The sequence below is a fragment of the Brevibacillus sp. genome (assembly GCF_003521185.1).
Classification (GTDB): Bacteria; Bacillota; Bacilli; order Brevibacillales; family Brevibacillaceae; genus Brevibacillus; species Brevibacillus parabrevis.
The window spans coordinates 1-13323 of the sequence record NZ_DOTK01000014.1 but is presented as its reverse complement, the minus strand read 5'-3'; the positions used below and the strand labels follow the sequence as shown (position 1 = coordinate 13323).

17 protein-coding genes and 1 tRNA gene are annotated in these 13323 nt (G+C 52.1%); 17 read left to right on the top strand and 1 reads right to left on the bottom strand.

The features are described 5' to 3' along the window. Window positions 1-101: 101 nt before the first annotated feature. The 9 genes from rpsA (at window position 102) to DEP07_RS03690 (ending at window position 7648) form a co-directional block, all read left to right on the top strand. Entirely contained in the window at window positions 102-1274 is a 1173-nt protein-coding gene (gene rpsA / locus DEP07_RS03730; protein ID WP_122963597.1) for a 30S ribosomal protein S1, read from the top strand. Between the two features lie 99 nt (window positions 1275-1373). After that, window positions 1374-2423, top strand: coding sequence for a type 2 isopentenyl-diphosphate Delta-isomerase (gene fni, locus DEP07_RS03725; protein WP_287102148.1), 1050 nt, complete (start codon window positions 1374-1376; stop codon window positions 2421-2423). Between the two features lie 82 nt (window positions 2424-2505). Further along, window positions 2506-3141: a YphA family membrane protein gene (locus DEP07_RS03720; protein WP_063226930.1), complete on the top strand. Its 636-nt coding sequence runs from the start codon at window positions 2506-2508 to the stop codon at window positions 3139-3141. 6 nt (window positions 3142-3147) lie between these two features. Further along, window positions 3148-4053, top strand: a complete 906-nt coding sequence (locus DEP07_RS03715; RefSeq protein WP_173595804.1) for a YIEGIA family protein — start codon at window positions 3148-3150, stop codon at window positions 4051-4053. 3 nt (window positions 4054-4056) lie between these two features. Further along, the gene (locus tag DEP07_RS03710; RefSeq protein ID WP_122963594.1) at window positions 4057-4239 is read left to right on the top strand and encodes a capping complex subunit for YIEGIA; all 183 of its coding nucleotides are present in this window, start codon (window positions 4057-4059) and stop codon (window positions 4237-4239) included. A gap of 53 nt (window positions 4240-4292) precedes the next feature. Further along, complete coding sequence (der, locus tag DEP07_RS03705) at window positions 4293-5606, top strand: ribosome biogenesis GTPase Der (RefSeq protein ID WP_122963593.1); 1314 nt, start codon at window positions 4293-4295, stop codon at window positions 5604-5606. A gap of 15 nt (window positions 5607-5621) precedes the next feature. Continuing rightward, entirely contained in the window at window positions 5622-6224 is a 603-nt protein-coding gene (plsY, locus tag DEP07_RS03700; protein WP_063226933.1) for a glycerol-3-phosphate 1-O-acyltransferase PlsY, read from the top strand. Between the two features lie 37 nt (window positions 6225-6261). Next, a complete protein-coding gene (locus DEP07_RS03695) occupies window positions 6262-7311 on the top strand; it encodes an NAD(P)H-dependent glycerol-3-phosphate dehydrogenase (RefSeq protein WP_173595805.1) in 1050 nt (349 codons plus the stop codon). 67 nt (window positions 7312-7378) lie between these two features. Continuing rightward, the gene (locus tag DEP07_RS03690) at window positions 7379-7648 is read left to right on the top strand and encodes a stage VI sporulation protein F (RefSeq protein ID WP_122963591.1); all 270 of its coding nucleotides are present in this window, start codon (window positions 7379-7381) and stop codon (window positions 7646-7648) included. A gap of 120 nt (window positions 7649-7768) precedes the next feature. Here the strand turns inward: DEP07_RS03690 and DEP07_RS03685 are convergent, their stop codons facing one another. Beyond that, window positions 7769-8299 (bottom strand): hypothetical protein, encoded by a 531-nt coding sequence (locus tag DEP07_RS03685; RefSeq protein WP_173598793.1) that lies wholly within the window; start codon window positions 8297-8299, stop codon window positions 7769-7771. Window positions 8300-8428: 129 nt separating this feature from the next. On the opposite strand from DEP07_RS03685, the gene DEP07_RS03680 reads away from it, so the two are divergent. From DEP07_RS03680 to DEP07_RS03645, 8 genes are all read left to right on the top strand, one after another. Beyond that, window positions 8429-8617: a DUF2768 family protein gene (locus tag DEP07_RS03680; RefSeq protein WP_063226937.1), complete on the top strand. Its 189-nt coding sequence runs from the start codon at window positions 8429-8431 to the stop codon at window positions 8615-8617. Between the two features lie 14 nt (window positions 8618-8631). Continuing rightward, window positions 8632-8928, top strand: a complete 297-nt coding sequence (locus DEP07_RS03675; protein ID WP_122963589.1) for a 2Fe-2S iron-sulfur cluster-binding protein — start codon at window positions 8632-8634, stop codon at window positions 8926-8928. Between the two features lie 15 nt (window positions 8929-8943). After that, a complete protein-coding gene (locus DEP07_RS03670; RefSeq protein ID WP_287102147.1) occupies window positions 8944-9285 on the top strand; it encodes a 2Fe-2S iron-sulfur cluster-binding protein in 342 nt (113 codons plus the stop codon). A gap of 22 nt (window positions 9286-9307) precedes the next feature. Beyond that, on the top strand, window positions 9308-10036 hold the full coding sequence (locus DEP07_RS03665) for a hypothetical protein (RefSeq protein WP_173598794.1): 729 nt from the start codon (window positions 9308-9310) through the stop codon (window positions 10034-10036). Window positions 10037-10216: 180 nt separating this feature from the next. Further along, window positions 10217-11695, top strand: coding sequence for a stage IV sporulation protein A (gene spoIVA / locus DEP07_RS03660; RefSeq protein WP_063227114.1), 1479 nt, complete (start codon window positions 10217-10219; stop codon window positions 11693-11695). Window positions 11696-11932: 237 nt separating this feature from the next. Continuing rightward, window positions 11933-12205 carry an HU family DNA-binding protein gene (locus DEP07_RS03655; RefSeq protein WP_005831316.1) on the top strand — a complete coding sequence of 91 codons (273 nt, stop codon included), beginning with the start codon at window positions 11933-11935 and terminating at the stop codon, window positions 12203-12205. Between the two features lie 325 nt (window positions 12206-12530). Next, window positions 12531-13097, top strand: a complete 567-nt coding sequence (gene folE, locus DEP07_RS03650) for a GTP cyclohydrolase I FolE (RefSeq protein WP_173595995.1) — start codon at window positions 12531-12533, stop codon at window positions 13095-13097. 92 nt (window positions 13098-13189) lie between these two features. Next, window positions 13190-13266 (top strand) — tRNA-Pro (locus DEP07_RS03645). Window positions 13267-13323: the final 57 nt, after the last annotated feature.

Below are 13323 nucleotides of genomic sequence, written 5' to 3'. Positions count from 1 at the left end.
GACAGTAAAAAATATACTTGCTCCCGCTTCGTGTAATGTGGTTGCTTACAACCTGTACATAGATGGCCTGGGACTGGATGGTATTCAAGGAGGTTTTTTGGATGATGGATGAAACAAACGTAAGCTTGACGGATGCAACAACCATTTCCGTAGGGGATGTCGTAAAAGCGACGGTAACGAAAGTCGAAGACAAACAGGCTCTTGTGGATGTGGGCTACAAATACGACGGCCTGATTCCGATCAGCGAGCTTTCCCCGCTGCACGTAGAAAAAGTGGCTGACGTCGTTTCGGTTGGCGACACCTTTGAAGTGAAAGTAATCAAGCTCAACGATGAAAAAGAAGAACTCGTCGTGTCCAAAAAAGCTGTCGCGATGGAATCTTCCTGGGCTGATCTGGAGCAAAAAATGCAGGCTGGCACCATCATCGAAGCAACCGTAAAAGAAGTAGTAAAAGGCGGCCTGGTTGTAGATGTAGGCGTTCGCGGCTTCATTCCTGCATCCATGGTAGAGCGTCACTTCGTAGAAGATTTCTCCGATTACAAAGGCAAGTCCCTGACGCTGAAAGTGGTCGAGATGGACAAAGAGAAGAACAAAGTGATTCTCTCCCACAAAGCGGTGCTGGAAGATGAAGCAAAAGCGCAAAAACAGTCCATTCTGGATCAAATTCAAGTAGGTCAAGTGCTGGAAGGAACCGTTCAACGCATGACTGACTTTGGCGTATTCGTGGACATCGGCGGAGTAGACGGTCTGGTGCACGTATCCGAGCTGGCTTGGAACCGCGTTGAAAAACCGTCCGATGTAGTGAAGGAAGGCGACAAAGTACAGGTGAAAGTGCTCAAGATCGACCGTGAAAATGAGCGCATTGGCCTGAGCATCAAGGAAACGCAAGCAGGTCCTTGGGCGAAAGTAGCGGAAGAGTTTAAAGCAGGCTCTGTGGCTACTGGTACGGTTAAACGCCTTGTTTCCTTCGGTGCTTTTGTGGAAGTGGCTCCTGGAATCGAAGGATTGGTTCACATTTCCCAAATCGCGAATCGTCGCGTAAACACTCCTGGCGAGGTGCTCAAAGAAGGTCAGGAAGTGCAAGTGAAGATTCTCGATGTCGTTCCGCAAGAGCAGCGCATCAGCTTGAGCATTCGCGCGGTTGAAGAAGAGCGCGTTGAGCAGGCAGAGCGCGCAAGCAAGCGTGAGCAACAACAATTCACGCAAGAAAACAATCAGCCTATGGGCGTGACGCTTGGTGAACTGTTTGCCGATCTGAAAGACAAGTTCAAGTAAGCGGTATAGACGTGAAATGAGGGGGTACGCTTTTGCGTATCCCTTTTTGCTTGGCTGTCAATCAGAGAGGAAAGATAGTTTGACGGGAGGGATACATGCATGGATCGATCCACACGGAAGCTCGATCATATTCGCAACGCGCTGGCAACGGCTGAAAACGGGACAAACTGCTTCGATGATGTCAGTTTTGTCCCAAACAGTGTGCCGAATACAGGATATGAGGAGACGAAGCTTGCGACGGAGTTTGCCACGTTTCGTCTGCCATCCCCTTTTGTCATTAACGCAATGACGGGGGGAGCCGAGGCGACGACGCCAATCAATCAAAAGCTTGCGATTATTGCCAGAGAACGGCAATTGGCGATGGCTGTCGGTTCGCAAATGGCGGCGCTCCGGGACCCGTCCCTAGCTTCCAGCTATCAGATTGTCCGCAAAGAAAATCCACACGGGATCATCTGGGCCAATGTCGGGGCAGAGGCAACGGTTGAGCAGGCGAAAGCAGCGATTGACATGCTGGAGGCGGACGGCCTGCAAATTCATCTGAATGTGATGCAGGAGCTGTTGATGCCGGAGGGAGATCGCGACTTCCGCGGCTATTTGGAGCGCATTCAAAACATCAGCGAAGCAGTAAACGTCCCGGTCATCGTCAAAGAAGTCGGGTTTGGCATGACAAAGGAAACGATGCGCAAACTGCTGGAAGCCGGAATCCGCAGCATCGATGTCGGCGGAAGGGGCGGAACGAATTTTGCCAAAGTGGAAAACATGCGGAGCAGTCACCCGCTGACCATGTTTGAAGACTGGGGCTTTACGACTGTAGAAAGCTTGCTGGAAGCAGACAACCACATCCACGCCCAGTCGTCCGTTATGGCGACAGGAGGCATACGCCACGGGCTGGATGCATTCAAGGCAATCAGCTTGGGAGCGAAAGCGGTCGGTGTGGCCGGAGCTTTGCTGCGGTTGATTCATACAAAATCGCTTGCAGAATGCCTGGAGGAAGTGGACGCGTGGCATCATCAGATTCGGGTGGCGATGACGGCGCTGGGGATTGTGCAGCTGGCAGACGCAATCAACGTGCCGCTTTTGGTTACAGGAAAAACAGCAGAGCGCGCCCGTTTGCGGGGAATTTTGCTTGAACAGTTGGCCCAGCGCTAAACACGGACAAGCGTGTGATTCATGAAAGGGGAGCGCTTGAGGCATACTTTGGGGAGACAACCACAATTTTGAGGAGATGAACATGAACGAGGGAACCATTGCGCTTCTCATCCAGTGGTCTCTGCTTTGTCTTGTCTGGATGGGAAGCTTTGACGCGCAGCTGCGGGAAATGAACATGGAAAGAAGACGCGTGCTTGCCGTGCTTTGTGCGTTTCTGATCTGCTCCTTTGTCAGCTGGAAATTGTTCTTCGCTCCCATCCAGGTAAGTCTCAGCGGAACGTTGTTGCCCCTTTTTGCAAGTGTGGTCCTCTACACGCGCCTCCCCAAAGCGACGAGAAGACTGTATGTGGTAGGTGCGTTAGGCATCTCTGTCATGGTCTTTTGGCTGCGCTGGCTGTTTTTTACCGATCCGATCCTGCTGTTTTGGGACGAGCGGGTCATTGTGCCAGGAATTAGTGTTGCGGTTGCCTTTTCCATCAGCAAGCTGAACGCGGCCCGGCTGTTCGCGCTTATGCTTGCGCTACCGATGGCGGATGCTCTCCACACGCTCTATTTTTGGCAAGCTTCTGGCACGTGCAGCCTGGGGACGGATTATGCGCAAGATCTTTTGTGGAGCGGCATCTCCTTGCTGGGGCTGGTCAGTTTGCTCTGGTCTGCCATTCGTCGGCTGTTTGGACGGAGAGAGACAGAGCCTTCCCATTCCGACACAGGCAGGTGATCGCGAGTGTTTAAAGAGCTGTTAGCCAATGAATTTGTCGTTCCTTTGACGATTGGATTCGTCTTCGGAATCATGTGCAGAATCAATTTGCTGCGAACGGATTATCGGCAATATCCGACCTATCCGCACGGAAAAATTATTCATGTTTCGCTCGGCGTAATCGCTTCGGCATTGGGGGCACTGGCTGTGCCAGCCTTGCTCAAGGAAAACTATACGGCCGTTACCTTTTTAACCGTGGCCGCTCAACAGTTCAGGGATGTGCGCAACATGGAGCGCACGACGCTGACGGAAATCGACAAGCAAGAACTGGTGCCGCGCGGCGGGCCGTATATCGAAGGGATCGCCATGGTGTTTGAAGGCCGCAACTACATGGTGATTTTTACGTCGCTGGTGGCGACGACTACTACGATTTTGTTCAACTGGTGGGGCGGAATCATTGCCGGAGTCATCGCCCTTCTCATCTCGCGCAAGCTGCGTTCGGGAAAGACGCTCTCCCTGATCGCCGAGACGAGTCCGGCAGAGGTGCGGGTGGAAGGAAAGGATTTGTACGTCGGGGATATTTACATCATGAACGTGGGACTGGAAGATGCGCAGAACATCATCCGGGAGCATGGCGTTGGGTTTATTGTGAGTCCAAAAGACGCCAATGCCAAGGTGACGATCGCCCATCCCGGCCAGCGACAGGCGATTTTGCATGATGTCGCCACGCAGCTTGGCGTGTACACCGATACGGGAGAGCCTTCCTTGACCCCGCTCGTGAAGCGCGACCTGCAATCAGGGCGGCTCGGCGTATTTTTGCTGCCGCAAGAAAAAGACGCGGAGCATGGCAAACAAGTCATCGATGCCGTGCCGATTTTGGAAAGCGTCTTCCGAATGCCGCAAAAGACCAAATTAGCGAAGAAGGAGCTGTAGACCATGACCGGGACCATTTTGGCCGTGATTACCGTGAACAAGGAGAGAATCGCGGGCGGAGCGCCCATTTTCATCGAGTCTACGCACGAGAGCATGCAGCAAACAGCCTTTACGCTGGAAAAGATTCTGGACGCCATGGTGCATGAGGTGAGCAAGGATACCCTTATCATTGTTCGTCACAAGTAGTGTATGGTATGATTAGCTAGTCAAAACGTAAATGAGAGAGAGTGTTGTTGATTATGGGATTACCTGTGGTAGCCATTGTGGGGAGACCCAACGTGGGGAAGTCCACGATATTTAACAGACTGGTCGGCGAGCGCATCGCGATCGTGGAGGATATGCCGGGAGTAACCCGTGACCGCCTGTACGGCAAAGGAGAATGGTTAACCCATACTTTCCACGTCATTGATACGGGCGGGATTGAGTTTGGCGAGACCGATGAAATTCTCACGCAAATGCGCTATCAGGCTGAGCTGGCGATTGATGAGGCCAACGTCATCATCATGATTACCGACAGCCGAACAGGCGTAACGGACGCTGACCTTGAGCTGGCTCGCATGCTGAACCGTACGGGTAAGCCAGTTGTTCTGGCTGTAAACAAAGCGGACAACCCGGACATGCGTGCCGATATTTACGACTTTTACTCGCTTGGCTTGGGTGAGCCGTTCCCGGTTTCCGGCAGCCATGGCCTCGGCTTGGGCGACATGCTGGAGGAAGTGGTTCGCTTTTTCCCGGCGGAAGACGACGAGGAGCGAAAAGAAGACGTCATTCGCGTGTCGATCATCGGACGTCCGAATGTCGGGAAGTCTTCCTTGACCAACGCCATTTTGGGCGAAGAGCGCGTCATTGTCAGTGATGTCGCAGGTACTACGCGCGATGCGATCGATACTCCGTTTGAGCGGGAAGGTCAAAGCTACGTTCTCGTTGACACGGCGGGTATGCGCAAGCGCGGGAAAGTGTACGAGACGACGGAAAAATACAGCGTCATGCGCGCCATGCGTTCCATCGAGGACAGTGATGTCGTTCTCGTTGTCATCAACGGGGAAGAAGGCATCATCGAGCAAGACAAAAAAATCGCCGGTTATGCCCATGAAGCTGGTCGCGGCGTGATCATCATCGTCAACAAGTGGGATGCCATTGAAAAAGACGACAAAACGATGCAGCGCTTTACCGAGCTGATCCGCGAAGAGTTCAAATACCTCGATTACGCGCCAATCATGTATGTATCAGCCAAATCCAAGCAGCGTGTTCACACGATCCTTCCAAAAGTAAACGAGGTAGCGCAAGCACACTCGATGCGCATTCCGACCTCCGTCCTCAACGATATCGTTACGGATGCAACGATCCGCACGCCGCCGCCATCTGACCGAGGCAAGCGTCTGAAAATCAACTACGCGACGCAAGCGACAGTCAAACCTCCAACATTCATCCTGTTTGTGAATGATCCGGAGCTTATGCATTTTTCCTATGAGCGCTACATAGAGAACAAAATCCGCGAAGCATTTGTCTTTGAAGGTACTCCTGTTCGGATATGGACGCGGAAAAAAACGTAGGGAGAGGAAACCGCCATGGTGTTATTAGCCTGGGTGCTCAGCTATTTGATCGGCTCAATTAGCTTCAGCTATCTTATTGCCAAAAAAGTTGCAGGAATTGATATTCGCTCACATGGCAGCGGGAACGCAGGGGCGACGAATACGCTTCGCGTGCTGGGGAAAGGTCCGGGTATTGCCGTACTGATCCTTGACGCACTAAAAGGGTTGGCGGCGATGGGAATAACACACCTCATGACAGGTGATGCCGCTGCCTATGCAGTAGCGGGCTTGTTTGTCATCGCGGGGCACAATTGGCCTATCTATTTTGGATTTCGCGGGGGAAAGGGCGTTGCAACTACGCTCGGCGTGGTGCTCGGCTTCTCTCCCCTCGCCTTTTTGATTGCAGCGGTACTGGCTGTGCTGGTTATTGCCATTACCCGTTACGTCTCCCTTGGATCGCTTGTCCTGGTTACGGTGATTCCTATTTCTTTGTACCTGCTGGATAAACCGATTTCCTTTGTTTGGACAAGTTTGGTAATCGCGGTGTTTGCGTATGTTCGCCATTATAACAATATCCAAAATCTTATAGCAGGTACGGAACGGAAGCTGGGAGACAAGTCCAATCGCAAGCTGGGATAGATCTGAATGGGTCTGAATCGTTCTCGCAGAACGAAGGATGGAGGGGGATCTATTGAGAAAAGAGGTTACAGTAGTCGGTGCAGGTAGTTGGGGGACAGCTCTCGCTTCTGTGTTGGCTGAAAACGGCCACCAGGTTCGGCTGTGGGTGCGCGATTCCAAACTGGCTGACGAAGTGAACACAAAGCACACCAATGCCAAGTATTTGCCTGAAGTGAAGCTCGCCGAAAGCATCGTGGCGACAACGGATCTGGAAGCGGCTGTTTCCGGCCAGCCGATTGTTCTCTTGGCAGTGCCTTCGCACGCCATGCGGCAAATTTGCAGGCAGCTGGCACCGTTTTTACATAGCGATACACTTTTGATCCATGCCACAAAAGGCTTTGAGCTGGAAAGTCTGAAACGGATGTCTGAGGTCATCATGGAAGAGGTGCCTCGCGAAATATCTGGACGGCTTGCCGTCTTGTCCGGGCCGAGCCATGCAGAAGAGGTAGTCCGCAGGCAGCCTACTACGGTCGTGGTTGCGTCCGAGTCGGAGGACAGCATGCTGCGTGCGCAAGATCTTTTGATGAACGCCAATTTCCGGGTGTACACCAACCCGGACTTGATCGGAGCGGAAATCGCCGGGGCGTTGAAAAACATCATCGCACTCGGAGCGGGCATGTCAGATGGGCTGGGGTTCGGCGACAACGCAAAAGCGGCGCTTTTGACGCGCGGCCTGGCGGAAATCAGTCGCCTCGGCATCAAGCTTGGCGCTATGCCGCTTACTTTCTCCGGGCTGGCTGGGGTCGGTGATTTGATCGTGACGTGCACGAGCCGCCATAGCCGCAACTGGCGCGCAGGCTACATGCTCGGACAAGGCAAAAAGCTCGATGACGTCCTGGCGCAGATGGGCATGGTAGTCGAAGGGGTGCGTACGACACATGCGGCACACGCGCTCGCACAACGGGAGCAGGTTGAAATGCCGATCACGTCCGTTCTGTACGGCATCTTGTTCGAAGGCAAAGAACCGCGCCAAGGGGTAGAGGAACTGATGGGCAGAGGAAAGACGTTTGAAATGGGCTATCTGAATCCGGATGAGACGCAAGCGTAGCGTTTCACACATTTAGGCTCCTGCACATACGATAGGGTGAAAGCCCAGGTGCAGGAGGAGAGCGCAGATGAATAACAATCTTTCCAAGCGTTTTTTGGAGCGTTTGCAGGGAAAAGGCAGCGAGAAGGTCGACGAGGGCAAATTGCGGTCGCTTGCGAGTCAGATGAAGCGCAGCGACTTTGAGGATGAAGCAAAGCTTCGGCAAATTTTGCAGACGCTCGCGACCATGAGCGGCAAACAGCTCAATCCGGAAAAGGAAGACAAGATCATCGAGATGTTCCGCAACAAGGAAATCAATTTGAATGACATGTCATCCTTGTCCAAGCTGCTAAAGTGAGAGAAATGGGCGATTATGCCCGTTACCTGCTGTCAAAAGCATCATACAGTAAAATTAGGAACAATCATGGCTCTACAGGGACATGGCTGACCTACAGATACCAAGAAAAAAAGAGGGATCTCATCCCTCTTTTTTTCGTTGCTTGCTTGAGCCGCTCACCGTCTGGGTCAACAGGTTTTGCACCAATGGAGATTGCAGCAGGCCGAGAATTTGCCCGATGTCAATGTTGCCGAGCGGGTTTCCTGAGCCAGAGCCTGAAGCTGCGCTCGATTCCTGGGGTGTTTCCACTGCTTTGGCTGTTTCTCTGCCCTTTGCACTGTCCCTCGCTGATTCCGCGTTTCCTTTGCGCTTGGTCGAGACTGGTTTTTCGGCAGCAACTTCCGGTTCAGCCGTACGTTTGCCCAAGTTCTCGATGATTTCCATGGCACCGTACAGCGTATCCATCGTTTCTTCCACCTGGCGAATCGTGGTGCTGATCCCTTTGATGTTGTTGCGCATTTTGGAGACGGAGGATCTAAGGTCCACGGCTGGCAAGATTTTTTTCGGGGTAATGGCTAATGAGACGTCGGCCACTTGGTCGCTCAATTTTTTGCTCGGTATGGGAGCGTACGGGTTTCGCCATTTTCGACCATTTACTTTGTTGCTCAACATTCATCCCTCCCATGGGCGGATTCATCAGAATAGTCTATGCGAACGTCCAGATAGAGGTTCACAAGGTCAGACGAGAGCTGGGAAGTATGGTATAATGAAGCAAAAAATGCAAAGGATGCTGCAAGCCAGATGTATATCGATCCTATGACGAAGATGAACATTTCACTACTGGCCATCGGCCTGATGTTCGTCTGCAATTTGTTGATGATCTTTGCCAGAAAAATGACGAATGCGCTTGTCAGATTTCTCGTGAAGACTTGCGCTTTCCTGATGTTAATCGCGGTATTTGTCATGATTTTGATCGTGATTTTTGTGTAAGGGGAGGATAGGGGATGTCTCAGGTAACACTGATCACTCGCTCAGGAACGTATGAAGTGCCTGTGGAGTTGAATGAGACGATCGTTGCGATTGCCAAAAAACATAAAGTTCCGTGGGGGCATGCTTGCCAGAGAGGCGTGTGCGCTCAGTGCCGCACGCAAGTGGTAGAAGGCGCGGAGTACCTGAGCGAGATCACGAGCGAGGAAAAGCTGCGCCTGCGCAAAGCAGAGCGGGCCGAAGGGTTCAGACTTGGCTGCCAAATCAAGATCGTCGGGCAAGGAACGGTGAAGCTGGCCCATCGCCCGTATTGAAAAAGGAGTGACGACATGGGGAAGGTGACTTTTCTTCCCGGCAGTAAAAGCGTGAAAGCGAGGGCGGGCCAATCGCTTGTCAGTGTTGCTGGCAATGCCCGGATCGTGATCCCGCAAAGGTGTGGAGGCCACGCCTCCTGTCTGATGTGCCGTGTCATTGTGGAGAGCGGGGAACTTGCTCCTCCGACCGTGCTGGAGCTGCGCAAAATGCCGGAGCAGGACTTGCGGCAGGGGCTGCGCCTGGCTTGTCAGGCCAAGGCGACAGAGAACGACTGCACGGTCCGAATCCCGGAGAGCCGGTTAAAATCGGTGGTGGCTGCGGCACTTGAGCGACAGCGCTTGGAAAACGAAGAATGAGGGTTTGAGGTGTATACATAAGATGTGGCAATCATGGCGTAAAACTTTCAAGCTGACGATCAGCTTGTGCATGCTTTCTGTTTTGTTGTCCGGATGTTTGTATCCGAACGAGCGGAAGGCGGAAAATCAGGTGCCCAGCTCATTTTTCCTGGAGGCGGCGCAAAAAGGTATCGACGAGTTCAAAAAAGATACCGCTGTGCTCCCGATTGTGACGAAACCGCTGGACACTCCCATTTTTGAGAAATACGAGATTGATTTTCGCAAAATGATTCCCAAGTACATCCCGGATGTGCCTGGAAACGCCTTTGAAAAGGGCGGACTGTACAAATACGTCCTGATTGACGTGGAGACGAAGCCAACGGTCAAGCTCATCCATCTGGGGGCTGTCAGCACGGTTGCCGATGTACAGACGGCTGTAGACCGCTATCGCGGCTATTTTAACAAGCTGCCGGTGCAAGCCGACCTCGGCAACGGCTACTACTCGATCGACCATACGGAGATCGGTGTGAAGGCGTGGCAAGTGCCATCGACCATGGGCAATTATTTGCTGCCGCTGGTCATGAATGCGGATGGGCAAGTAGGAATTGACTACGCGGCAGATATTGCGACGATGCTGCGCGAGAACAAAGCGACTGTCACGCCAAACACAGACCCGAGATACGTCCTGTCGCGCGTATCGATGTTTGTTCCCGCCAAATCGTTCCCGTACGAGTTGGTAGACGGTGAGCCGAGGCTGCTGCAAATCAAATAGCGAACACAAAAAACAACTCTGATCGGAGTTGTTTTTTTGTTCTAGTTGGTCCAGTCGCACATATACTTGTACTGTCCACGAAACTAGTACGAGATTCCCTACGAAAATACTGACGGTCAGGGATAATTCGGAAAATCGGTCATAGTGTAAAAATAGACAAATAGAAGGAGGTCATCGATGGTGGAACGAGTCGACATCTTTAAAGACATTGCCGAACGGACGGGCGGAGACATCTACCTCGGGGTAGTAGGCCCGGTTCGTACGGGAAAGTCGACCTTTATCAAACGGTTTATGGAGCAGGTCGTCATCCCGAATATCCAATCGGAAGCAGAGCGGATCAGAGCGACAGATGAACTGCCGCAGAGTGCTTCTGGCCGAACAATCATGACGACAGAGCCGAAGTTTGTTCCGAATCAAGCCGTAAACGTACATGTGACAGAAGGACTCAGCATCAATGTCCGCCTCGTTGACTGCGTAGGTTATACGGTTCAGGGGGCAAAAGGCTTCGAGGATGACAACGGTCCACGAATGGTGAACACTCCGTGGTATGAGGAGCCAGTGCCATTCGAGGAAGCAGCTGAAGTCGGAACACGTAAAGTCATCCAGGAGCATTCGACTATCGGAATCGTTGTTACGACAGATGGCAGCATCGCGGAAATTCCGCGTGTAGGATACATTGACGCGGAGGAGCGGGTCGTCAATGAACTGAAGGAAGTGGGCAAACCGTTCGTCATCGTGGTGAACTCGACGCGTCCACGCTCTGACGAGGCGCAAAACCTGCGTTTGCAGCTTCAGGAAAAGTACGACGTGCCAGTAGTGGCCTTGTCTGTCGATCACATGACAGAACAGGAAATCCTCCTCTTGATGCGTGAAGTGCTGTTCGAGTTCCCTGTGCATGAAGTAAACGTGAACCTGCCTAGCTGGGTCATGGTGCTGGAGAACGGCCACTGGCTCCGTCAGAACTATGAAGAAGCCGTACGTGAAACCGTGCAGGATATCCGCCGGTTGCGCGACGTGGACCGCGTCGTCGGCTTCTTCAATGACTATGACTTCGTGGAGCGGGCGTCTCTTGCGGGAATGCACATGGGCCAAGGGATTGCGGAGATCGACCTGTTCGCGCCGGATGAACTGTATGATCGCATCCTGATGGAAATCGTGGGCGTCGAGATCAACGGCAAGGACCATTTGCTGAAGATTATGCAGGAATTTGCCCACGCCAAGCGAGAGTACGACCAGGTAGCGGAAGCCTTGCATATGGTGCGCAGTACGGGCTACGGAATCGCTGCTCCGTCGCTGCATGAAATGACCTTGGACGAACCTGAGCTGATCCGCCAGGGACCGCGTTTTGGCGTCAGACTGAAAGCGACTGCGCCATCCATTCACATGATCCGCGTCGATGTCGAATCGGAATTTGCTCCGATCATCGGGACCGAGAAGCAGAGCGAAGAGCTTGTCCGTTACTTGATGCAGGACTTCGACAAAGATCCGCTGTCGATCTGGAATTCGGACATTTTCGGCAGATCGCTGCACTCGATTGTGCGGGAAGGCATCCAGGCAAAAATTACGATGATGCCGGACAATGCGCGGTATAAATTGCAAGAAACATTGGGGCGGATCATCAACGAAGGCTCCGGCGGTCTGATTGCCATCATACTTTAAGGACTAGGTAAATAGACCTAGACAATTGATTCCAAAAGGGGGCACCCGGCGTGACGGGATGCCTTTTTTTCTTGTATTTCGTTCAATTTCGACAGGAGGGGCTTGAATTTAAGAAATCGGTGTATTACTATAAGCTTGTCAGATCGGTAAATACCACCAATCGTGTATAAAACGCTTCGTTTCGGTTAAGAAAAATAATAGCTAGGACTTGGTGTTCTTTGAGGGGAGGTGAAGAAAATGAACAAAACAGAATTGATTGCAAAAGTGGCTGAAACCACCGAACTCACCAAGAAAGATGCAACTAAAGCAGTTGACGCTGTTCTCGATGCAATTGCTGATGCTTTGAAAACTGGTGATAAAGTCCAACTGATCGGCTTTGGTAACTTCGAAGTTCGTGAGCGCGCGGCTCGTAAAGGTCGTAACCCACAAACAGGTGAAGAGATCGAAATCGCTTCCAGCAAAGTACCTGCGTTTAAACCAGGTAAACAACTCAAAGACTCCATCAAGTAGTTGTTTCTTTTGAGAACGAAGCACTTACATAAAAAAATCCACATTGATGAAATGTGGATTTTTTTTAACGTCCGGGATGCGAACGTTTGTGCACGTGAGGACGGCTGCCCTTTTTGGTTGAAGACAGGCAACAAAGGGCGGACAACTTTGGCTTGGTGTACATACAGTTGTCTTGTCAGATGTTTTTGTTTTTTTGAAATGAGTATGGTAAGATTGGCGTGGGTTCGGCTGCGTACAACGGAGCATGACAAACGGATCTGGTCAGGGCCAGCCGGAGAAGCCGCAAGCTTCGCAAACGGGATGGGCCGCTAGGTAGGAGGTACAAATAATGAACGTTGATTTGGATAAAATTCAACAGGCTGTCCGCATGATTCTGGAGGCGGTCGGAGAAAATCCCGATCGCGAAGGATTGCTGGATACCCCTAAACGCGTCGCAAAAATGTATGCAGAAGTATTCGAGGGCATGCATATCAACGAGGAACAGTACTTTGAGACCGTTTTTAGCGAAGATCACGAAGAAATGGTTTTGGTCAAAGACATTCCTTTTTACTCCATGTGCGAGCATCACCTGGTTCCGTTTTTCGGCAAGGCGCATGTGGCCTATGTTCCGCGCGGTGGACGGGTTGTCGGTTTGAGCAAGCTGGCGAGAGCGGTTGAAGCAGTAGCCAAGCGCCCGCAGCTGCAAGAGCGAATTACGACGACGATTGCCGAGTCGATCGTCCGCAAGCTCGACCCTCATGGCGTGATCGTCGTGGTTGAAGCAGAGCATATGTGCATGACCATGCGCGGCGTGAAAAAGCCCGGCTCGAAAACGATCACCTCTGCGGTGCGCGGCATGTTTGAAAAAGATGCGGCGGCGCGTGCAGAAGTATTCAGTCTCATCCGCTCCTGATCGGACAGGCGCTAGGCCTGGGATGAACTGCCAAATCCAGCAATTTTCTATTGACTCTACAGGTAAAATATTGTAAAGTACAGATGTACAGTCGGGATGTGGCGCAGCCCGGTAGCGCGCACCCTTGGGGTGGGTGAGGTCCAGGGTTCGAATCCCTGCATTCCGACCATCTGAATAAAAAACCAGGAAGCCTTTTGCGAGGCTTCTTTTTTTGGTGCGCCCAGCA